The 22,681-nt window shown below is 59.2% G+C and carries 17 protein-coding genes; 14 read left to right on the top strand and 3 right to left on the bottom strand.

Annotation, left to right across the window (positions count from 1 at the left end; all coding sequences use genetic code 11):
* The first annotated feature begins 143 nt into the window (after positions 1–143).
* From LCH64_RS09800 to LCH64_RS09790, 3 genes are read left to right on the top strand one after another with little or no spacing between them, the layout of a single operon-like run.
* A complete protein-coding gene (locus LCH64_RS09800) occupies positions 144–917 on the top strand; it encodes a hypothetical protein (protein WP_226500102.1) in 774 nt (257 codons plus the stop codon).
* Positions 914–1,594 (top strand): transposase, encoded by a 681-nt coding sequence (locus LCH64_RS09795; RefSeq protein WP_226500101.1) that lies wholly within the window; start codon positions 914–916, stop codon positions 1,592–1,594. The genes LCH64_RS09800 and LCH64_RS09795 overlap by 4 nt, the downstream gene beginning before the upstream one ends.
* Positions 1,591–1,767 (top strand): hypothetical protein, encoded by a 177-nt coding sequence (locus LCH64_RS09790; protein ID WP_003226222.1) that lies wholly within the window; start codon positions 1,591–1,593, stop codon positions 1,765–1,767. The genes LCH64_RS09795 and LCH64_RS09790 overlap by 4 nt, the downstream gene beginning before the upstream one ends.
* A gap of 167 nt (positions 1,768–1,934) precedes the next feature.
* On the opposite strand, the gene LCH64_RS09785 is transcribed toward LCH64_RS09790, so the two are convergent.
* Positions 1,935–3,170 carry a M20/M25/M40 family metallo-hydrolase gene (locus LCH64_RS09785; RefSeq protein WP_226500100.1) on the bottom strand — a complete coding sequence of 412 codons (1,236 nt, stop codon included), beginning with the start codon at positions 3,168–3,170 and terminating at the stop codon, positions 1,935–1,937.
* A gap of 208 nt (positions 3,171–3,378) precedes the next feature.
* Entirely contained in the window at positions 3,379–4,452 is a 1,074-nt protein-coding gene (locus LCH64_RS09780) for a diguanylate cyclase (protein ID WP_226500099.1), read from the bottom strand.
* A 169-nt stretch (positions 4,453–4,621) separates the two neighbouring features.
* Here LCH64_RS09780 and LCH64_RS09775 point away from each other — a divergent pair, with 169 nt between their 5' ends.
* The 6 genes from LCH64_RS09775 to LCH64_RS09750 all read left to right on the top strand — a co-directional run bounded on the left by LCH64_RS09775 (position 4,622) and on the right by LCH64_RS09750 (position 12,454).
* Positions 4,622–6,073 carry an NAD(P)/FAD-dependent oxidoreductase gene (locus LCH64_RS09775; protein ID WP_226500098.1) on the top strand — a complete coding sequence of 484 codons (1,452 nt, stop codon included), beginning with the start codon at positions 4,622–4,624 and terminating at the stop codon, positions 6,071–6,073.
* A 21-nt stretch (positions 6,074–6,094) separates the two neighbouring features.
* Entirely contained in the window at positions 6,095–7,021 is a 927-nt protein-coding gene (locus tag LCH64_RS09770; protein WP_201137203.1) for an alpha/beta fold hydrolase, read from the top strand.
* A 184-nt stretch (positions 7,022–7,205) separates the two neighbouring features.
* The gene (gene glcD / locus LCH64_RS09765; RefSeq protein WP_226500097.1) at positions 7,206–8,705 is read left to right on the top strand and encodes a glycolate oxidase subunit GlcD; all 1,500 of its coding nucleotides are present in this window, start codon (positions 7,206–7,208) and stop codon (positions 8,703–8,705) included.
* Positions 8,705–9,754, top strand: a complete 1,050-nt coding sequence (gene glcE, locus LCH64_RS09760; RefSeq protein WP_226500096.1) for a glycolate oxidase subunit GlcE — start codon at positions 8,705–8,707, stop codon at positions 9,752–9,754. The genes glcD and glcE overlap by 1 nt, the downstream gene beginning before the upstream one ends.
* Positions 9,755–9,756: 2 nt before the next feature.
* Positions 9,757–10,977: a glycolate oxidase subunit GlcF gene (gene glcF, locus LCH64_RS09755; protein WP_226500095.1), complete on the top strand. Its 1,221-nt coding sequence runs from the start codon at positions 9,757–9,759 to the stop codon at positions 10,975–10,977.
* An 88-nt stretch (positions 10,978–11,065) separates the two neighbouring features.
* Positions 11,066–12,454 carry a VOC family protein gene (locus LCH64_RS09750; protein WP_226500094.1) on the top strand — a complete coding sequence of 463 codons (1,389 nt, stop codon included), beginning with the start codon at positions 11,066–11,068 and terminating at the stop codon, positions 12,452–12,454.
* A gap of 109 nt (positions 12,455–12,563) precedes the next feature.
* On the opposite strand, the gene LCH64_RS09745 is transcribed toward LCH64_RS09750, so the two are convergent.
* Positions 12,564–13,241, bottom strand: a complete 678-nt coding sequence (locus tag LCH64_RS09745) for a type 1 glutamine amidotransferase domain-containing protein (RefSeq protein WP_003226244.1) — start codon at positions 13,239–13,241, stop codon at positions 12,564–12,566.
* Positions 13,242–13,648: 407 nt separating this feature from the next.
* Here LCH64_RS09745 and LCH64_RS09740 point away from each other — a divergent pair, with 407 nt between their 5' ends.
* The 5 genes from LCH64_RS09740 to LCH64_RS09720 all read left to right on the top strand — a co-directional run bounded on the left by LCH64_RS09740 (position 13,649) and on the right by LCH64_RS09720 (position 22,406).
* The gene (locus tag LCH64_RS09740) at positions 13,649–14,164 is read left to right on the top strand and encodes an Hcp family type VI secretion system effector (protein ID WP_003226246.1); all 516 of its coding nucleotides are present in this window, start codon (positions 13,649–13,651) and stop codon (positions 14,162–14,164) included.
* A gap of 131 nt (positions 14,165–14,295) precedes the next feature.
* The gene (gene tssI, locus LCH64_RS09735; RefSeq protein ID WP_226500093.1) at positions 14,296–16,338 is read left to right on the top strand and encodes a type VI secretion system tip protein TssI/VgrG; all 2,043 of its coding nucleotides are present in this window, start codon (positions 14,296–14,298) and stop codon (positions 16,336–16,338) included.
* Positions 16,328–17,071: a DUF4123 domain-containing protein gene (locus LCH64_RS09730; protein ID WP_226500092.1), complete on the top strand. Its 744-nt coding sequence runs from the start codon at positions 16,328–16,330 to the stop codon at positions 17,069–17,071. The genes tssI and LCH64_RS09730 overlap by 11 nt, the downstream gene beginning before the upstream one ends.
* Entirely contained in the window at positions 17,068–21,978 is a 4,911-nt protein-coding gene (locus tag LCH64_RS09725; RefSeq protein ID WP_226500091.1) for an RHS repeat-associated core domain-containing protein, read from the top strand. Before LCH64_RS09730 ends, LCH64_RS09725 begins: the two co-directional genes overlap by 4 nt.
* Positions 21,975–22,406, top strand: coding sequence for a HEAT repeat domain-containing protein (locus LCH64_RS09720; RefSeq protein ID WP_226500090.1), 432 nt, complete (start codon positions 21,975–21,977; stop codon positions 22,404–22,406). Before LCH64_RS09725 ends, LCH64_RS09720 begins: the two co-directional genes overlap by 4 nt.
* The last annotated feature ends 275 nt before the right edge of the window (positions 22,407–22,681 follow it).

Below are 22,681 nucleotides of genomic sequence, written 5' to 3'. Positions count from 1 at the left end.
GGGGCTGTCCCGCAGATGTCAGCGTTCAGGCAACTTCAGCGCTGACATCTGCTGACCAAAACAAAACAACAAACCCTGATTATTGCGCCTGATCAAATATTCGCAAACGTACATTTGACAGCACAAAAACAAAGCGACTTCCCATGATAAAAAACCTGCTCAACCCAGACTTGACGCCTGACCAGCTTATTACCTGCATCAAGACAACAAACATGGGGAACGAAGTAAAGCGTCTGGCCGACCAGTTATCCGAGCCTGCAACAGATACCGAGAATTTATCCCGTCACGCCGCGATCATGAAAGCGACGAACATCCACACTGGAACGTTGACGTTATATTGCAACAAAGATGGAAACATCAGCCTCAAGGCACCTGATAACACACCCGCGCCTGAGCAATTCTATTCCGTACCCGGAAACAGCGTTCTGTTCGCCATCAACGGGCAATCGTATTCCATTCAGCTTTATCGGCTGGACGGTGAATATCTGACTCGCGCAGAGCAGGTGATCGTGGATGCCGAAAATCCGTTGTTCATCGACGGCAGCAAAACGCTTTACGACAGCAATCCCGAAGGAAACGGGCACCCGGCGTTTATCGGCAGCATCAATCTGCCCGATAGAACCGCAGACATCAGTGTGTTCGACCCTCGCTCATTGCGCAAAATCGGCTGGTTCCCCCATGACGACAGCGCCGCGCGCTTTCTGGTGAGTCTTGAATTGCTTGAAGCGGCACAGGACCCCGGAGCCTGCAAAGTGGCCCAGGAGTTGATTTATCACTATCACCCCGCTGTCGCCTGGAAGGCCTTTCAGATGATCAGCAGAACGGATCGACAGACCGCACTGAATTGCGCCCCGCTGTTGAGAAACCTGCAAGACAGTCGCCTGAACCATTTACTCGACCAGTGTGAGGCGGCATGAAACTGCAGACATTTATCGAGCGTATGGCGACTTACGACCTGCAGACGGACAGTTCAAGGATCGTGGAAGATCTGCGTCAACTGGCAACTAACCGCACGTTGTTGAGCGAACACCTCTACAACACGATTCAACAGGACGGTTTCAGTACCAAAAACAGGCTTTACGGGGCCTATGCATTTGTCCTGCACTCCAACGATCTGTTTACCGTTCGCCTGGGTTTCTGGTCGCCGGTCACGTCACGGGATGAAAGGGAAACCTTTATCTACGACCTCAACCACAGCCATGACTTCGAACTCTATTGCGTGGGTTACAGCGGTGACGGCTACACCACCGTTTCGCGAGAGATTCTGAATCAGGCGCCGCTGCAGGCTGGCAGAAGGCCCGAGTTCGGCGAAGAACGAATCCTTAAACTTATTCCGGGTGAGGTGCTGCACATGCTTCCACTAAAGGAAGTACACAAACAGCTCCCCCCTGAAACGATGTCCGCCTCGCTGAGTTTGCTTATTCATCCTCCGCAGGCAGCCAAAACCGAAGAAGCCTGGTGCTTCGACGACAATCTGGTGCCGACTTATCCCGGCATCGCCCGCCAGGAGACAGCGCTCTATGACAGCCTGCTGTCCCGGCTACAACGTGAGCAGACTTCACTGCTCACTCAATCAGAAAGGAAATCTGCATGAACAAGCAACTCGATAACTGGAACCACACCCCACTGCTGCACGCTGGCGCAAACGTCATCAACACACCGGTTGCAACCGCTGCGGCATCGCCATGTGCAGGCATCATTCCACGTTACAACGTGGGCAACATTCACGAAATCAAGCAGTTCTGGAACATGCCGCAATCCGCTTGATTCTTGCTGGCCCGGCGCACTATCAAGAAGTAGTGTGTCGGCCGGCGTGACGCCATCGCGAGCAGGCTCACTCCTACAGTGGATCTGTGTCGAACACCAATGCTGTGTTCACTGAAGATCCTCTGTGGGAGTGGGCTTGCTCGCGAAAGCGTCAGTTGCAGCACCAGTCAGCGCTTGGCCAGCTCCATGATCATCCGCGACAACAGATAAATCCGTGGCGTCACGCTCGCCACTTCGGCGTATTCCTCCGGCGTATGAATATTGCCGCCGACAATCCCGAAACCATCCAGCGTCGGCGTGCCCACGCCGGCTGACAGGCTGGCATCCGCCGCCCCACCACTGCCCTCCTCGGTCAACTTGCGGCCGATCTCGCCGTAAATCCCCTGGGCCATGGCCATCAAGCGATCCGACTCCGCCGTCTGCGGCATCGGTGGCAACCCGCGCTTGAGGCTGGTGGTCACTTCAGTTTCCGGGATCAGCTTGTCCTGCGACACCCGCGCCAGGTCTTTCTCGATCCGGTCGAATTCTTCCGGCACGGCTGCGCGCACGTCAGCCTTGGCGGTCGCGTGATCCGGGATCACATTGGTGCGATCTCCGGCCTGGAGCACAGTGAAGTTGATCGTGGTTTTCTTCGCCTCGTCGCCGAGTTTGCCCAACTGCAGAATCTGGTGCGCGGCTTCCATCGCCGCGTTACGCCCCAGTTCCGGTGCGACCCCGGCATGCGCCGCTTTGCCCTTGACCTCGACCAGCGCCGTCGCGCTGCCCTTGCGCCACACCACCAGACCATCGGCCGGCCGCCCCGGTTCGAGGTTGAGGGTCACGTCGTGAGCCTTGGCGGTTTTCTTGATCAGGTCGGTGGCGACGTCGGAGCCGGTTTCTTCGCTGGCATCGAGCAGGAAGGTGATTTGCGCGTAGTCCTTGAAGTCGAGATTCTTCAGAATCTTCAACGCGTAGATCCCGGCGACGATGCCGCCCTTGTCGTCCATCACCCCCGGCCCGTAGGCACGCCCGTCCTTGATGTGGAACGGGCGCTCGGCGGCGGAACCTTCCTTGAACACCGTGTCCATGTGCGCCATCAGGAGGATTTTCGCTTTGCCGGTACCTTTGAAAGTGGCCAGCACATGATTGGATTTTTCCGGGGCATTGGGCACCAGCTCGATGGTGGCGCCGAGTTTTTTCAACTCCTCGATGGCGATCTCGCTGACTTGCTTGAGCCCAGGCTCATAACCGGAACCGGAGTCGATATTGACCAGCCGTTCCAGCAGTTTCAGGGCTTCGGGTTGATACTGTTCGGCGTCGGCCAGCACTTGTTTGTGCGGTTCGGCGAAGGCGCCGGCAGCACTGAAGGCGAGGGACAGGCCGAGGCTGGCGGCCAGCAGGGAGCGGGGGAATGCGAACGTCATGAATCGATCCTTGTTTCGCGTCGGGGGGACTCAAACCGTACCTGACATCGACGCAAGGCTCTATACCGGATGCGACATCTCTGCGGCCGACACCGAACACCTTTAGGCCTTCACCTGCTCGCGATAGCGGAGTGTCAGCCGACATCAATGCCGCTGACAGAACGCCTTCGCGAGCAAGCCCGCTCCCACAGGGGACGGCGGTGATAGATCAGACCGAATCGAGCAGCTCCTGCTTCGGCAGATCGTCACTGTTGCAGATCACCCGATTGCGCCCGGTCGCCTTGGCCTCGTACAGCGCCTGATCGGCCTCATTGAGCCAACGGGTCGCGTCGCCATGCGCCGGATCGTAGGCCGCCAGACCAATACTCAGACTGACCTTGAGCGCCGGGTTCTGCTCGTAACCGAGTGTGGCGAAACGCTCGCGCAAGGCTTCCATGGCCTGCGCAGCATTGAACAGCGGCAGGTCGGGCAGGATCACGCAGAACTCGTCGCCGCCATAGCGCCCGGCGACATCCGCCGCACGCAGGTTCTGTTTGAGCATTTTGCTCAACTGGCGCAACACGATGTCACCTGCGACGTGGCCATAGGTGTCGTTGATCGCCTTGAAATGGTCGATGTCGATCAACGCAATCGCCGCGCCTTGCTTCTGTCGGCGGCAACGCTGAAATTCGACTTCCAGTTGATCCTTCCAGGCGCCGTGATTGAGCAGTCCGGTTAGGCTGTCAGTGCGACTCAAAGCCAGCAGCTCACGCTTGTGCAGGCCCAACGTGGAGGCCTGGCGAAAGCAGATCCAGCCCAGCGCCAACGGGTACAGCATCAGCAACGGCAGGCACGCATACAGCTGCAAGGGTGAGGTTTGCGGGATAAACGCCGGGGCGAAAACCACCAGGCCGACGCCGATCCCGAGGATCTGCGCCGCCAGGCCCGCCGCGAGAAAACGCAAACCGCCGATGGCGACGTTATTCATCGCCATCATCGAAACGGTGGTGGCACTGGGCAGCGGATTGAACTGCATGGCGGCGACCCAGAAGCCGCCCATAAAGGCGTCAACCAACAGATTGCGGTGTTCCGCATGGTAAGGAACGCTGGCACGACGGGCCCATTGAAACGCCAGGTGCGGCCAGAGCAGGCCATTGAACAGCATCAACGCCCAGACCCACAGCGGCGGGTCGAGCGGGTACATCGCCGCGCTCACGCACAACAGCCCCAGCACCAGCCCGAGGGTTCGCGATGTATAAAGCCTCCTGGCCAATGAAAGTCCCTTTCCCCCCTTGTTTCGCATAAGGGCCTCGAGCACTCAACGGAACCTGCGAACACCGTCAGACGGATGTGCTGGAAGTCTAACAGGCAGCCGTTAAATAGCCATCGCCGGCCAGCCCGCTCCCACAATGCAAATTTTTAGCTATACCTGAAAGGACGAAAACGGAAAAACGACTATAAGAAGGAAGCTCATGCGGACCTACCGAGTGTTGATCATCGGCAGCGGATTTGGCGGCCAATGTGCGGCGGTCAACTTGCTCAAGGCCGGGATCGACGATTTTCGCCTGCTGGAACGTCGGGATTTCTTCGGCGGCACCTGGTGCCAGAACACCTACCCCGGCGCGGCGGTGGATGTGCCATCGCCGCTCTACTCATTGTCGTTTGCACCATTTCCCTGGACGCAGATGTTCGCAGCCCAGGCCGAATTGCATCGCTACACCGAACACGTCATCGAGCGCTTCGGTCTGCGCGAACGCGTGGAGCTGCAAACCAACGTCGAACGCATCGAATGGAACGACGCCGAAAAGCGCTGGGCGGTGCACACCAGCCAAGGGATTTTCTACGCGCAGTTCGTGATCAACGCCTCCGGGCCGCTGAGCCAACCGGTGATCCCACCCTTCCCTGGCCTGGATCGCTTTCAGGGCAAGACGTTTCATACAAACAATTGGGATCACAACTACGACTACAAGGGTAAACGCGTGGCCATCGTCGGCAGCGGCGCCAGTGCCGCGCAGGTCATTCCGGCGATAGCCCTTGAGGTCGAGCAACTGCATGTGTTCCAGCGCACGCCACATTGGGTGCTGCCGCGCGCCGATCGCCGCTTCGGCCGTTTCCAGCGCTGGCTGCTGGGGGTGAAACCGGCCTACAAGCTGCTGCGCTGGCTGCTCTACTGGCAATTCGAAACCCGGGTCATCGCCTTCAAATACTCAAAACCGGCGATTCATTTGGTCCAGCGCCAGGCCCTGCGTTTTCTCAAGCAACAGGTGCCGGACCCGGTATTGCGCGCAAAACTCACCCCGGACTTCACCATCGGTTGCAAGCGCATCCTGCTCTCCAGCACCTATTATCCGGCGCTGACCCGGCCCAACGTCACACTGCACAGCCGCGAGCAAGGCATCGCCGCGCTCGACGAAACCGGCATCCTCACCCAGGACGGTCAACACATCGACGTCGACCTGATTGTCTGGTCGACCGGATACGACGCCACCGACGGCGTGGTCTCCTATCCGGTGACCGGCAGGCACGGCGTGCAACTCAAGGATGTCTGGGCGCAGTACCCGCGCGCCTACCTGGGCACCAGCCTGCCGGACTTTCCCAACCTGTTTATCGTCACCGGGCCCAACACCGGCATCGGGCATACCTCGGCGCTGTTCATCATCGAAGCGCAGATGAACTACATCCTCGACTGCATCCACACCTTGCAGTCAAAAGGCCTGCACAGCATCGAGGTGCGCCCCGAGGCGGAACGTACCTACACTGCAATGATCCACCGTGAGATGGAGCGCACGGTATGGAAGTCCGGTGGCTGTCACAGTTGGTATCAGAGCAAGAGCGGTCATGTGATCGCGATATTTCCGGGCTTCAGTTTCAGCTACTACCGGTTGACCCGGGCGCTGAAACCGGCTGACCACATTCTGTCCTGAACACGTAAAAGGAAGACGTCGATGCTTGTGCTGTTTGTCGCTCTCGCGGTTTTCGTGGCCTGGAGCTGGTTGAGTTACCCGGCGGTCGGGCATTGGCTGTATGACCTGAGCACGGCGCTCGAGGCCAAGTTGTACAAGTTGCACAAAATCGAGGTGCCGATCGCCGAAATGACGGTATCGACCTGGCAAGGTGGCCCCTATGAAGCGGCCAGCGCGATCCTGATGCTGCACGGCTACAGCGCCGAGAAAAATCTGTGGCTGCGCTTCGCCAGGCACTTTGTCCGCCAGTACCGGGTGATCATCCCGGACCTCGCCGGCCACGGTGAAACCGGGTTCAAGGCCGGTGGCGGCTACGACATTCCGCTGCAGGCCAAGCGCATGATTCAGCTGCTCGACGTCTGCGGCGTGGAGAAGGTCCACGTGATCGGCAACTCGATGGGCGGCTACATTGCAGCCTGGCTGGCGGCGACCTACCCGGAGCGGATTGCCTCGGTGGCGCTGATCGACCCGGCCGGCGTCACGGCACCGGAAGCCAGCGACATGGAGCGCCATCTGGCTCGTGGGCATAACCCGTTCCTGATCAATTCGAGGGAAGAGTTCCGGCAGTTTTATGCCATGACCATGGCCTCGCCGCCATGGGTGCCCGGGCTGGTACTGGACGCCATCGCTCAGCGATACGAACGTCAGCGTGATGAACTGGAAGAGATCTTCCGCGACTTTCGTGCCAGCCCGCCGATGGAGCCGAAACTGGCCGAGATCAAATGCCCGGCGCTGCTGTTGTGGGGCCGCAAGGATCGCTTGATCGACGTCAGCAGCGTGCCGGTGTGGAGCAAGGGTATCGCCAATCTGCGGGTCGAAGTGTGGGACGGCGTCGGGCACATGCCGATGGTCGAACAGCCGGGGAATACCGCGCGGTTGTATCGGGAGTTTCTGGGCAATCAGCGATGACAGCCACCACAGTCCTTGTGGCGAGGGCGCTTGCTCCCGCTGGGGCGCGAAGCGGCCCTGATCCAGCGAAAGCGACTTGCCTGCCTCGACACGGCACCAATCTCAGGTCTGCTGCGCAGCCCAGCGGGAGCAAGCTCCCTCGCCACAAAAAACCGTACCGGCGACAAAGATTCGGAAGGTCGGAATGAACATTCTCTACGACGAACGCCTCGATGGCCCGCTACCGGAGGTGAACAAGGCTGAACTGCTGAAAACCCTGCAGCACGCCGTTCCGGATCTCGACCTGCTCTGGCGCGAAGACGAACTCAAGCCTTACGAATGCGACGGCCTCTCGGCCTACCGCACCACGCCAATGCTGGTGGCCCTGCCCCGGCGACTCGATCAAGTGCAGGCCCTGCTCAAGCTCTGTCATCAACACAACGTGCCGGTGGTTGCCCGTGGTGCCGGCACCGGGTTGTCGGGCGGCGCGCTGCCGCTGGAAAAAGGCCTGCTGCTGGTGATGGCGCGGTTCAACAACATCCTGCACATCGACCCGGCGGCCCGTACCGCGCGGGTTCAACCCGGGGTGCGCAATCTGGCGATCTCCCAGGCAGCCACGCCGTTCGGCCTGTATTACGCGCCGGACCCGTCTTCGCAGATTGCCTGCTCGATCGGCGGCAACGTCGCGGAAAACGCCGGTGGCGTGCACTGCCTCAAATACGGCCTGACCGTGCACAACCTGCTGAAAATCGAAGTGCTGACCATCGAAGGCGAACGCCTGACGCTGGGCAGCGACGCCCTCGATTCGCCGGGTTTCGATTTGCTGGCGCTGTTCACCGGATCCGAGGGCTTGCTGGGGATCATCACTGAAGTAACGGTCAAACTGCTGCCCAGACCGCAGGTCGCCAAAGTGCTGCTGGCCAGTTTCGACTCAGTGGAAAAGGCTGGCCGCGCCGTGGCTGACATCATCGCCGCGGGGATCATTCCCGGTGGCCTGGAGATGATGGACAACCTCGCCATCCGCGCCGCCGAAGACTTCATCCACGCCGGTTACCCGGTCGATGCCGAGGCCATCCTGTTGTGCGAACTAGATGGCGTCGAAGCCGATGTCCACGACGATTGCCTGCGGGTTCGCGAGGTCATGACCCGGGCCGGTGCCAGCGAAGTGCGTCAGGCCCGCGATGAAGCCGAGCGCGTGCGTTTCTGGGCCGGGCGCAAAAACGCTTTTCCGGCGATCGGTCGCTTGTCGCCGGACTACTACTGCATGGACGGCACCATCCCGCGCCGCGAGTTGCCCGGCGTGCTGCAAGGCATCGCCCGCCTCGGCGCCGAATACGGCTTGCGCGTGGCCAACGTGTTCCATGCCGGCGACGGCAACATGCACCCATTGATCCTGTTCGACGCCAACCAACCGGGCGAACTGCATCGCGCTGAAGCGTTAGGCGGGAAGATTCTCGAACTGTGCGTGCAGGTCGGCGGCAGCATCACCGGCGAACACGGGGTCGGCCGCGAAAAAATCAATCAGATGTGCGCGCAATTCAACAGCGCTGAACTGACGCTGTTCCACGCGGTAAAAGCCGCGTTCGACCCGCAAGGCCTGCTCAACCCCGGCAAGAACATCCCGACCCTGCATCGCTGCGCGGAATTCGGCGCGATGCACATTCATGCCGGGCAACTGCCATTCCCCGAACTGGAGCGCTTCTGATGGCTGATTTCGACGCCAGCGGCGCGCTGCTCGATCAGGTCAACCAGGCCCGGGCCAACGCCACGCCGTTGAAGATTCAGGGCGGCAACAGCAAGGCGTTTCTCGGCCGCGAAGTGGCCGGTGAAGTGCTCGACGTCCGCGCGCATCGCGGCATCGTGCGTTATGAACCGACGGAGCTGGTGGTCAGCGTGCGCGCCGGTACGCCATTGCGCGAGTTGCTGGCGGCGCTCGACGCGGCCGGGCAGATGTTGCCGTGCGAGCCGCCAGCCTTCGGCGACAGCGCCACGGTGGGCGGGATGATCGCCAGCGGTTTGTCCGGGCCACGGCGGCCCTGGTCAGGTTCGGTGCGCGATTTTGTTCTCGGCACTCGGGTCATCACCGGGCTCGGCCAACACCTGCGCTTCGGTGGCGAGGTGATGAAAAACGTCGCCGGCTACGACCTCTCGCGCCTGTTGACCGGCAGTTTCGGCTGCCTTGGCGTGCTCACCGAAGTGTCGCTGAAAGTCCTGCCGAAACCGCGTCAATGCCTGAGCATCCGCCTCGACCTCGATTGCGCCCGGGCGCTGGCGCGGCTTGCCGAGTGGGGCCAGCAACCGTTGCCGATCAGCGGCGCCTGTCATGACGGGCAAAGCCTGTATCTGCGCCTTGAAGGCGGCGAAGGTTCGGTCACAGCCGCCCATAAACGCCTCGGCGGTGAACCGCAGGACTCGGCTTTCTGGCGCGACTTGAACGAGCAACGCCTGGGCTTTTTCGACGAGGGCCTGCCGCTGTGGCGCCTGTCGCTGCCGAACAATCTCGGGCCGCAGGACTTGCCCGGCCAGCAGTTGATCGACTGGGCCGGTGCGCAACGCTGGCTGAAATCCGATCACGAGCACATCCAGATCCTCGCCCAGGAACTCGGCGGGCACGCCACCTGCTTCACTCATGGCGCCAGCGACACACCGTTCCAGCCGTTGCCACGCACGCTGATGCGTTATCACCAGCAACTCAAGGCGCAACTCGACCCGCAAGGGCTGTTCAACCCCGGCCGGATGTACGCGGAGTTCTAGCCATGCAAACCACCCTCAGCGAACAGTCCCGACGCTTGCCGCGTGCCGCCGAGGCGGAAAAGATCCTCCGCACCTGCGTGCATTGCGGGTTTTGCAACGCCACCTGTCCGACCTACCAGTTGCTCGGCGATGAACTCGACGGGCCGCGCGGACGCATCTATCTGATCAAGCAAGTGCTCGAAGGCGCCGCGGCCACCGCGCAGACTCAACTGCATCTGGATCGCTGCCTGTCCTGCCGCAATTGCGAAACCACCTGCCCTTCCGGCGTCGATTATCACAACCTGCTCGACATCGGTCGGGCAGTGGTCGATCAGGCCGTGCCGCGCCCCGCTGCCCAGCGTCTGTTGCGCGAGGGCTTGCGCGCACTGGCGCCGAATTCCGGCGTGTTCAAGGGCTTGCTGCGGGTCGGCACGACGTTCCGGCCTTTGCTGCCGCGCCTGTTCGAAAGCAAATTGCCGCAGTGCTCGTCAGCATCCGGCTCACGCCCTGCTCCGCGCCATGCGCGGCGGGTGTTGCTGCTCGAAGGTTGCGTGCAACCGGGCCTGTCGCCAAACACCAACGATGCGACAGCGCGGGTGCTCGATCGACTGGGGATCAGCGTCACTCCAGTGGCCGAGGCCGGTTGCTGTGGCGCACTGGACTATCACCTCGACGCCCAGGCCAAAGGCCTCGACCGCGCGCGGCAGAACATCGACGCGTGGTGGCCGCACCTGGAAAACGGCGCCGAAGCCATCGTGCAGACAGCCAGCGGTTGCGGCGCTTTCATCAAGGATTACGGGCATTTGCTGGCGCAGGATCCGCGCTACGCCGACAAGGCGCGGCAGATCAGCGAACGGACACTGGATCTGGTGCAGATGCTCGCGCAGGAACCTCTGGAGAAAGTGTGCGCCGCCAGCCAACGCCGGATCGCCGTGCATTGCCCCTGCACTCTGCAACATGCGCTGAAACTCGGCGGCGCGGTGGAGGCACTGTTGACCCGGCTGGGTTTCAACCTCACGGCGGTGCCGGACGGGCATTTGTGCTGCGGTTCGGCCGGCACCTATTCGCTGACGCAACCGGCCCTTGCCCGGCAACTGCGCGACAACCGCCTCAACGCCTTGGAGAGCGATCGCCCGGACCTGATCGTCACCTCCAACATCGGTTGCCAGAATCATCTGGCCGGCGCCGGGCGCACGCAGGTTTTGCACTGGATCGAACTGGTGAATCAGTCGTTGGCAGAATGAAGTTCGTAGGATTCTTCGTTTGCCGCCGTCGGCGAAGGCTGCGATCTTTTCCTCCATCCATTACGTGACCGTGGCAGGAATTTTTTTCATGACCGTGCAGCCTTTCGTCAGCCCCGACCTGATCCGTCAACGCTTCTCCAAAGCGATGTCCGACATGTACCGCGAAGAAGTGCCGTTGTACGGCGCGCTGATGGAACTGGTGGAACAGACCAATCGCGAAGTGCTGGCGGCTCAGCCGGACATCGCACGGCAGCTCGACAGTACCGGTGAAATCGAACGACTGGATATGGAGCGCCACGGCGCCATCCGCGTCGGCACGGCTACAGAGCTGGCGACCCTCGCCCGCCTGTTCGCGGTGATGGGCATGCAACCGGTGGGTTATTACGACCTGACCCCGGCGGGTGTGCCGGTGCACTCCACGGCGTTTCGCGCGGTGCATGAGGCTGCATTGCAGATCAGTCCGTTTAGGGTGTTCACCTCGTTGCTGCGCCTGGAACTGATCGAGGATCCCGAGCTGCGCGCGTTTGCTGAATCGGTGCTGAACCGGCGTTCGATCTTTACCCCTACGGCATTGCGTCTGATCGAGCAGGCTGAGTCAGCTGGTGGGCTGAATGAGGATGATGCGGCGCAATTCGTCCTACAGGCACTGGAGACCTTTCGCTGGCATCACAGCGCAACCGTCACCGCCGCGCAGTACCAGACCCTCAGCGCCCAGCACCGTTTGATCGCCGATGTGGTGGCGTTCAAAGGCCCGCACATCAATCACCTGACCCCGCGCACCCTGGACATCGACATCGTCCAGGCGCAGATGCCGCTACATGGCATCACCCCGAAAGCAGTGATCGAAGGCCCGCCGCGCCGGCACTGCCCGATCCTCCTGCGCCAAACCAGTTTCAAGGCGCTCGACGAGCCGATTGCCTTCACCGACCAGAGTGACACCCACGGCAGCCACAGCGCGCGCTTCGGCGAAATCGAACAACGCGGTGCGGCGCTGACTCCCAAGGGGCGAGCGCTGTATGACCGTTTGCTGAATGCCGCCCGCGATGAACTCGGTGACTTCCCCAACGAAGGCAACGCCGCACGTTACAACGCGCTGATGACTCAGCACTTTGGCGAATTTCCTGACAGCGTCGATGGCATGCGTGAACAGGGACTGGCGTACTTTCGCTACTTCCCTACGGAAAAAGGCTTGGCAGCGGGTAGCCTCATGTCGGCATCGCTGGAGGATTTGCTCCGTGAGGGCCATGTGAAAGCTGAACCGTTGGTGTACGAAGATTTCCTGCCGGTGAGTGCGGCGGGGATTTTTCAGTCGAATCTTGGGGATGCCGCGCAGACGCACTATGGCGAACACTCGAACCGCCAGGCGTTTGAACATGCGCTTGGGCGTGCGACGATTGATGAGCTGGGGTTGTACGCTGAGACGCAGCGACGGTCGATTGAGGAGTGCGCCCAGGTTTTGGGCCTGAAACTGTTCTGACTGTGGCGAGGGAGCTTGCTCCCGCTGGGCTGCGAAGCGGCCCTCGTTTTGGCAGCGCTGCGCACTCCAGCGGGAGCAAGCTCCCTCGCCACAGAATCAAATGTTGCTTCTAGCGCAACCGCGACAACAACGCGAACGCCGTCTCCTCGGACGACGCCGGATTCTGCCCCGTCAGCAACAACCCGTCTTCACGGGTATAGCTCGACCAATCGGCGCCCTTGGAGAAAATCCCGCCCTTGGCCTTGAGCTCATCCTCCACCAGAAACGGCACCACGTTGGTCAGCCCAACCGCCTCCTCTTCGCTGTTGGTGAAACCGGTCACCTGCTTGCCTTTGACCAGCGGCTGACCGTCCGCACCTTTGACATGGCGCAGCACACCAGGCGCATGACACACCGCTGCAACTGGTTTGCCACTGTTGTAAAACGCTTCGATCAACGCAATCGAATGGCGGTCTTCAGCCAGATCCCACAGCGGGCCGTGGCCGCCGGGATAGAACACGGCATCGAAATCCGCAGCCTTCACCGTGTCCAGTTTGACCGTGGAGGACAGTGCCGACTGGGCGGCGGAGTCCTTGCGAAAGCGCTCGGTCGCGGCGGTCTGCGCGTCCGGTTCGTCACTCTTCGGGTCCAGCGGTGGCTGGCCACCCTTGGGCGAGGCCAGCGTCAGTTGCGCGCCGGCATCCTTGAATACGTAATACGGCGCGGCGAATTCTTCCAGCCAGAAACCGGTTTTCTTGCCGGTATCACCCAATTGATCGTGGGACGTTAAAACCATCAGGATTTTCATATCGTTCTCACTCGCTGTGGGGAAGGTGCGGACGCCGTTGGCGCGGTCGTGAGTGATTGACCGTCGCGCAGGGCGAATCGTTTCAAGCGCTCGACGCTGGCACTTGGCCTTACTGCGCAACTTCTTGCGCACTCGCTCGGCGAAAAAGACTGATCATCGCGCTGTAGGCCTTGACTGGCTTGGCTTACAGCCGAGTGCGCAACTTCTTGCGCAGTACTGCGCAAGAAGTTGCGCACTTTCCTCCTCGATACAGCAAAAAACATCGGTCATAACGCAGGCTGGAGCTGCTTCACCCCCGGCTGCCGGGACCTTCGATAAACCTGGCACGCTCCTTGATAACAGTCAGGCACCCACCGGGCGATTTCGCCTCCCGGGCACCCTAAATTTATCCGCAAGGAGAGCACCCCATGGCAACACCAGCGTACATGTCGGTTACCGGCGAAAAACAAGGCCTGATCACTGCCGGCGCCTTCACCGCCGACTCCGTTGGCAACACCTACCAGGAAGGCCACGAAGACCAGGTCATGGTTCAGGCTTTCAGCCACGACGTGATCATCCCGCGTGACCCACAGTCCGGTCAGCCAACCGGTCAGCGCGTTCACAAGCCAGTGATTATCACCAAGGTCTACGACAAGGCTTCGCCTCTGCTGCAAGCTGCTCTGACCTCCGGCGAGCGCATGAGCGAAATCGTTATCCAGTGGTACCGTACTTCTGCTCAAGGTACTCAAGAGCACTACTACACCACCAAACTGGAAGACGCGATCATCGTCGCCATCAACAACAAAATGCACAACTGCCAGGATCCAGGCAACTCGCACTTCACCCACCTGGAAGAAGTGCAGTTCACCTACCGTAAAATCACCTGGACCCACGAAGTATCCGGTACTTCGGGTTCCGATGACTGGCGTGCTCCAGTCGTTTAATTACGGCTGATCGTTACAAGCATCGACCAGCCCTGCTGGTCGATGTTGTTTACGCCCCTCCAGAATTTCGCGTGCGTTGAACCGCCTTGCGGTTGTCGACGAACGCCGCTGTACAGCACGAGGAACAAGGGATGTTCGCGCCGGCCAATGAAACCCACTTTGCCCTGACCATCGAAGGGCTCTCCGCCGATTTTCAGGTATTCACCCTGACCGGCCGGGAAGCCATCAGCCAGCCTTTTGTGTTCGAGGTGGAGCTGGTCAGTGAGCAGCCGTCGCTGGATCTCGAAACCCTGCTGCACAAACCGGCCTTTCTGCAGCTGTCGCCCGACGGCAGCGGCATCCACGGCCAGATCTACCGCGCCGCCCAGGGCGATTCCGGCAAGCGCCTGACGCGCTATTCGGTGACCCTGCGCCCGCAATTGTCGTACCTGGCGCACCGCGTCAACCAACAGATCTTCCAGAACCTCACGGTGCCGAAAATCATCGGCATGGTTCTCGAAGAGCACGGCATTCAGAGCAACGCCTACGAATTCAAGACCGGTTCGATCTATCCCGAGCGCATCTACTGCGTGCAATACGATGAATCGGACCTGCATTTCATCCAGCGTCTGTGCGAGGAAGAAGGTATTCACTACCACTTCCAGCACAGCGCTACAGCGCACAAGCTCGTCTTCGGCGATGACCAGACGGTGTTCCCGAAACTCAAGCCTGTGGCCTACCAGCAAGACTCCGGCATGGTCGCCAGCAACCCGGTGATCAAGCGTTTCGACCTGCGCCTGGAAACCCGCACCAGCCGCACCACGCGCCGCGACTACGATTTCGAAAAACCGCGCCTGACCCTGGAAAGCGAAAACCGCGGCGACGCCCTGCCCGATCTCGAAGACTACGACTACCCGGGCCGCTTCATCGACCGCGAGCGCGGCAAACACCTGGCCAAACGCGCCCTCGAACGTCACCGCAGCGACTTCCAGCTCGCCGAAGGCAAGAGCGATCAGCCGCTGCTGGTCAGCGGCCATTTCCTCGCCCTGACCGAACACCCGAAAGCCAAATGGAATGACCTGTGGCTGCTGACCGAAGTCCTGCACGAAGGCAAACAGCCGCAAGTGCTGGAAGAGTCGGTGACCAGCGACACCACCGCACTGAAAGACGATTTCCATCAGGGCTATCGCAACCGCTTTCAGGCCACCCCTTGGGACGTGCCAAACCGTCCACCGCTGCGCCACCCGAAACCGCGCATCCTCGGCAGCCAGAGCGCCGTGGTCACCGGCCCGAAAGGCGAAGAGATCCATTGCGACCAGTACGGTCGGGTCAAAGTGCAATTCCACTGGGACCGCGAAGGCCAGGCCGACGACAAGACCAGTTGCTGGCTGCGCGTCTCCAGCGCCTGGGCCGGCGCCCAGTACGGCGGCATCGCCATCCCGCGTATCGGCATGGAAGTACTGGTCACCTTCCTTGAAGGCGACCCCGATCAACCACTGATCAGCGGCTGCCTGTACCACAAGGAAAACACCGTCCCCTACGCACTGCCGGCGAACAAGACCCGCAGCACCTTCAAGACCCTGAGCTCGATGGGCGGCGGTGGCTACAACGAACTGCGCATCGAAGACAAGAAAGGTCAGGAGCAGATCTACCTGCACGCCCAGCGCGACTGGGACGAAAACATCGAGCACGACCAGAAAATCCGCGTCGGCAACGAACGCCACGACACCGTCGAGCAAAACAGCTACACCGAATTCAAGGCCGAAGAACACCACACCGTCTACGAAGACCGCAAAGTCGAAGCCCGCGCCAACGACCACCTGACCGTGGGCGTGAACCAGCACATCAAGATCGGCACCGGCCAGTTCATCGACGCCGGCCAGGAAATCCACCTGAGCAGCGGCATGAAAGTCGTACTCGAAGCCGGGGCCGAGCTGACCCTGGTCGGCGGCGGCAGCTTCATCAAGATCGACGCCGGCGGCGTGACCATGAGCGGCCCGACGATCAACATCAACTCCGGCGGCAGCCCCGGCAGCGGCACCGGCGCCGCCCCGCTGATGCCCGGCGTGCTGAAACAAGCCGACGCCGACAAGGCCGGCCAGGTCCTGACCCCGGCCCAGATCAACACCCTCAAACGCAACGCGCCGTTCTGCGAAGAATGCGAAAAATGCAAGGCAGGTGCCTGTGCCATCTGATCGACTGACACCCAAGGACTGGCTGGCACAACAGCCGCTGCAAACCGGCGAGCGCCTGTACCTGATCATCAGCGCAGCGAGCGATGCCGACGCGCTGAAAACCCTGTACCTGACCGAACCCACCGCCCAGCTCCTGCCAATCTGGGGCGGCACGCCCTACTCCACCTGGCAACCGGTGATGCCCTACGTCACCGAACTCAAACCCAACTCGGCATTCCTGCCCTGGATCGCCGAAACCGACGCCCTCGACTGGGGCTGGCTGGCCGTCTCACGCGCCGAACCGAACGACGTGTTCGAGCACCTGCGCAGCCTGACCCAGGTGAAGATGCCGGACGGGACTGAGGTGTTTTTCCGCTTCTGGGATGGGCGGCATATTTACCCGATTCTGAAGGGGCTTGGGGAGAAGGCTGGGGAAGTAATGCCGGTGTTTGAGCGGTATTTGATTAATGGGCAGACGCTGGAGGTTGGGACGCGGGTGTTGCCGAAGGTGAAGGATTGGCCGTGGTGGGAGGTGCCGAAGGATTTGCTGGATGGTCTGATGGCCGAGAATCCATCGACGATTATTGGCAACATGATGCAGTGGTTGCTGGATGAACATGCCGATCTGTACTTCTCGTTCCCCGAATCGAACCTGAAACAAAAAGTGGCACGCTTTGTAAAACGCACGCCGCTCACGGAAGAAAATTTTGCCGGGCTGCTGAAAGCCCATCTGGAAAGTGAGGTGGTTGTATGAGCGTTTTGATGGGTGGGATCGTTGGCGGCCTCACAGCAAAGCAACCTGATGCTCAGGCGATCATCGCCGACTTCAAGAAGTGCCTGAAGGATTACCGCGAACACGCCGAAGCCTGGTATGGCGGCATTCTGGATGCCGAGCAGCAGTTCAAGGTCGGGGACGAAGTCGGCACGGCAGACAAGGACAGCAAAAAGGAAAATACCCTTTATGCCAACTGCCCGGCGAACGGCAAACTTGTGCTGGTGCATAGCTTCGAATCCGCACGCTTTGTCCCTATCGGTAATACGCCGGTACGCCTGACGCCAGTGGTAGATGGCCGCTTCATTGGCAAGAACGAAGTCGGTCCGACCATCAACAAAACCATCGACTCGACGGGGATTCTGGAAGTCTCCGGACTTACTCCGAATCAGCAGTACAAGATCACATTCTTTCCAAATCCCACGCCTGCCCAGATCGACAGCCTGTTCAACTCCTATCAGGGAGTGATTGGTGAATTGGGCGGATGGCTGCAAACCGAGTGGAGCACCAGTTTCCTGCCGCTGTGGCAAGCGCATACCGATGCGTCACTGGGCGGCCGCGCCCTGCAAGAACTGGAAGCAGCGTGGGAAGGTTTTCTCAAAGCGATCATGGGTTTGTGGGGCGATATCAAAAGCCTCTATGACCTCGTTGCACACCCGCGCGAAAACTACGAAAAGCTGAAAAATTTCTTCACTGAAGAACAGATCAAGAAGATTTATGACGCCTCGTCAGAGGCCATCCACACGGCCCTGCTGATCGCCAGCGATGAACCACTGATGTGGATCTACGTCGCTGCCATCGTGGCGTGGATAAAAATGCTGCCACCACAGACCTGCACAGAAGTGCTGGCGCAGATGAGCACAGAATTCTTGCTGAACATTCTGGTCGGTGTGGTTCTAACGGGTGGTCTGGGGCTGGCCGTGCGTATCGGTACGAAAGCAATCAAGGGTGTGCAAAGCAGCGGTAAGGTCATAAAACTCATTGAAGACTTTACCGGCATGCTGATGAAGGTCAGCAAGTCCAAAGCGACGCCGCATACCGAGGCTTCGAAGCCGTTATTGCTTAATGGTGATTCGAAGTTCAATCCGGCACGCAAGGCAGATGTTCAGATTGCGTCGCCTAAACCTGCCGAAACCGCCACAGCGCCGAAGAACAAGCCACCGGTGAGCGGTGGGAAGGTGGAATCTGATGCGCAGGTTCAGGCCCGTAAAAAAGATGAGCCGGCTTCGCGTGTCGAACAGGTAGAACCCGTCGACAACGCGCCAAAACAGTCGAAAAACCCGGCTGACGAACCCGCGCAATGTGTCGACAAAACCTGCTCCAACGGCGAACCCGTGTCGATGGTGACCGGTGAAGAATTGCTCACGCTGACTGATGGCGAACTGGGTGGTCTGCTGCCGTTCGAGTGGACTCGCCTTTATCGCAGCAGTGCGGTGGAAATCGACAGCCGCCTCGGCCATGGCTGGAGCCATTCGCTTTCTCATCGCCTGCTGGTAGACGAAGAAGGCGTGCTCTGGACCGACAATGAGAACCGTCAGACCCGCTTTCCGATGCCGACCGAGCAACGTCCGGCCATCACTAACAGCCTTGCCCAGGCAGCGATCTTCCTGGGGGATGCTCCCGGTGAATTGATCCTCACACAGGCCGGCCCCAAAACACACTTCTATCATTTCCGCGCTGGCCGCCTGACCACCATCAGCGACGCTTACGAAAATCGATTGCACATCAGTTATGACTTTGTTGACCGCATCCAGCGCATCGATAACGGTGCAGGCCGTGCCCTGCTTCTGCGTTACGACGACCGACACATTGCGGCCGTCGATCAACAGCAACAACGTCCGGAATACAACGAGCGTGGTGAGCGCCAGGATCCATGGCTGACGATTCAGACGCTCGTCACCTACCGGTACAACGCACGCAATCAACTTGTTTCTTCCACAAATGCAGCCGGTGAAACCGAGCACTACCGGTACAACGATCAGCACGTCATCCTCGAACGGCAAATGGCCGGCGGCGCCAGCTTCTTCTGGGAATGGGAACGTGAAGGCAAACATTCCCGTTGCGTCCGCCACTGGGCCAATTACGCGCAAATGGAAGCGCGGTACGAGTGGGACGACAAAGGCTCGGTGACCGTCTACAACGCCGATGGCAGTGAGCTGGTCTATGTGCATGACGAAAATGCACGCCTGGTCTCCGAAACTGCGCCTGATGGCGGTGAAACGCAAAACGCCTATGACGATGAGGGCCGTCTGGCCGCAGTAAAAGATCCGATGGGCGCGATTACCGAGTATCAGTACAGTGAAGCTGGCCGCTTGATCGCGGTGATCCCGCCAGAAGGTGTTCCGACCCGTTACAACTATTTCAACGGTCAACTTATCGACGTACAGCGCGGCAAGGCCCGCTGGAAATATGAGCGCAACCGTCAGGGCGATATCACCCAACAAACCGATCCAGACGGCAACGAGACCCACTACAGCTATGACCGTCAGGGCCGACTGCTGGAAATCCGTCACCCCGATGGCAGCCGCCATCAACTGGGCTGGAACAACCTCGGCCAATTGCTGGAAGAACGCCTGCCGGACGGCGGTCAACGCAAGTACCGTTACGATGCTCTTGGCCGACAAATCACTCGTCAGGACGAATTTGGCGCGATTACTCAATATCAATGGGACGCCGTCGATCGCCTGACCCAAGTCACCCTGCCCGGCGGTGCCACTCGCGCTTTCACCTATAACCCGTATGGCCGGGTCACTGCTGAACGCGACGAACTCGGGCGTATCACCCGCTACGAATACGCCGACAACCTGCACCTGGTCAGCCGCCGCATCAATCCGGACGGCAGCCAACTGCGCTACCGCTACGACAACTCGCAACTCAACCTCACCGAGATCGAGAACGAGCGCGGTGAACGCTATCAGCTCGATTACTACTCGAACGGCCTGATCCAACAGGAAACTGGCTTCGATGGCCGTCGTACCGCCTACGAATACGACCTCAACGGTCAATTGCTGAAGAAAACAGAGTTCGGCGATGACGGCAGCGAGCTGATTACCGAATATCAGCGCGATGCTGCCGGCCGGCTGCTGGTGAAAACCCTAGCCGACGGCGAAGAGATTCATTACAGCTACGACGCTTTGGGTCGTCTGGTGAATGTCGACGACGGCCACTGGCCGCTCGCCTATGAATACGATGTGCAAGATCGCCTGATCACTGAACACCAAGGCTGGGGCACCACACGTTACGAATATGACAGCGTCGGCCAACTGAACCACTGCCGCCTGCCCGATGGCAGCAAACTTGACTACCGTCACCTGCCCGGCGGACGTCTGAGCAGCATCGACCTCAACGGCTCACGCCTGACCAGCCACCAGTTCAGTGCCGGTCGCGAACAGCAACGCCAACAAGGTCTGCTGCTCAGCCAATACCAGTACGACGAACAGGGCCGCCTGCAAGCCCATACAGTCGGCCAGCGAGACAAGAACCTGTTCCAGCGTCGCTACAACTACGACGCCAACGGCAACCTCGCCGGTATCGATGACAGCCGCAAAGGCAATCGCAGCTATCACTACGACCCGCTCGACCGACTCATCAGCGTGCGCGGCGCCACGCCGGAAAGCTTCGCCCACGACCCGGCGGGTAACCTGCTCGGTCAGAACAATGAAGGCACAGCGAACCTGGCCAACGTCAAAGGCAACCGCCTGCTGATGCAGGGCGACCGCCATTACGACTACGATGCCTACGGCAACCTGATCCGCGAACGCCGTGGTACCGGCCAGAAACTCGTCACCGAATACCGCTACGACTGCCAGCATCGCCTAATCGGCGTAAGCCTGCCGGGTGGGAGCACCGCGTCCTACAAATACGACGCCTTCGGTCGCCGCATCGAGAAGACCGTCGACGGCCAGACCACCGAGTTCTTGTGGCAAGGCGAACGACTGATTGCGGAAAGCGCCGAAAACCGCTACCGCAGCTACATTTACGAACCCGGTAGCTTCCGCCCACTGGCGATGCTCGATGGCGAAGGCCCACGTAAGGCCACGCCGTTTTACTACCAACTCGACCACCTCGGCACACCACAGGAACTCACTGATTACAGCGGCGAGATCATGTGGTCGGCCAAGTACCGCGCCTACGGTAACCTCGCTGCGCTGGATGTCAGCGAGATCGATAACCCGCTGCGTTTCCAAGGACAGTATTTCGATGCCGAGACGGGGTTACATTACAACCGGCACCGCTACTACAATCCTGGGACGGGACGGTTTTTGACGCCGGATCCGATCAAGCTTGCTGGGGGGTTGAATAACTACCAGTACGTGCCTAACCCTACGGGGTGGGTGGATCCGCTGGGGTTGAATGGGTGTCCCGGTGCGGGAGACAAAGAGCAATCCGCGAATAACGCGCAGAAACCTGAAGAAAAAGCCAAAGTTGATGAAGGCAGTCCCGAAGCTCCATATACAGGACCGATCCCCAAAACGATGCAGGAAAAAATCCTGTATGGCACTCGGAGCCCTGGACATAACAAGCCTGTCGGTGGTCACTCCCCTCAGGTAATGAATTCACCAAACTATCAATACGATGTAGTCAGCACTAATAAAGATGGGACTACCAGTGTGAAAAACTTCAAGATGATTTTGGAGCGAAAAGATGGAACCACTGGCTGGTCCGCTGCAAAATCTCCAAATAGACATACTTTCGCACCTAAAAGCTGGAGTGACGCAAAAATACTAAAAGCTACGGATGAGGTGGCATCAGAGCCAGGCAGAGTATTGCGCAATGAACCCGGATCATTAGTTACCGAACACACTAAAATTGTTGACGGTGTTGAGTGGCAAGTAATTAAAGAGAATGGTGTAGTGACCTCATCCTACCCAACAGGAGCAACCCCATGACATTTCACCACGCAGACGACGTTTACGAAAAGCTATGCTCATGGATTGGAGACTCCGAAGAATCAAACTGGACCGAGTACAGCACGGAGCTTGTTGCTAAAACAGTGCTTATAGACTTCAAAGACCAGCATTGGAGCCGTTTGGAGCAAGAAATACTTGAAAAGCCGGAGTATTGGCAGCAGCGTTGCGCTGTTTCATTAGGCGAAGACAGAACAGAGCACGCCATCAAAATATTAAAGCTACTGCTTTCCAACTCTGAGTACAAGGACGTAAAAATAATCGCCATATACGAGCTCGATTGGGCAGAAGTACCTATGGAAAAAAAATACTCATCACATATAAAAAAAATCATAGACTCCACGCCAGCAACTGAAGTCGAAACAGAAATCTATAGCTTGTTGAAAAAATCTGAAGCAGCCCCACAATGAAAACTCAGAATTTACTTCACCAACCCATCTTCCGATGAAGCATCAACGCAGACAACAATCTAACTCATCACCAAGAACTAACGCACACCTAAAAGCTCATCAAAAATATATCTATAAAAATCTATCACCAACTACAACCCCCCTTATAACCAAAAACACTTCTTTAATTGATATAAAATTTCGAAACCTGCTATAACACATTGAAAACTTTCCTACCAAAGAAGTTTTTTTCCGTCTAACTAGCTGTGGTGATTTCCTGAACATTCTCAATCACT

The organism is Pseudomonas sp. MWU16-30322 (assembly GCF_020515535.1).
GTDB classification, from domain to species: Bacteria; Pseudomonadota; Gammaproteobacteria; order Pseudomonadales; family Pseudomonadaceae; genus Aquipseudomonas; species Aquipseudomonas fluorescens_H.
The sequence above is the reverse complement of the archived record's forward strand: the minus strand, read 5'-3'. Positions and strand labels throughout refer to the sequence as shown.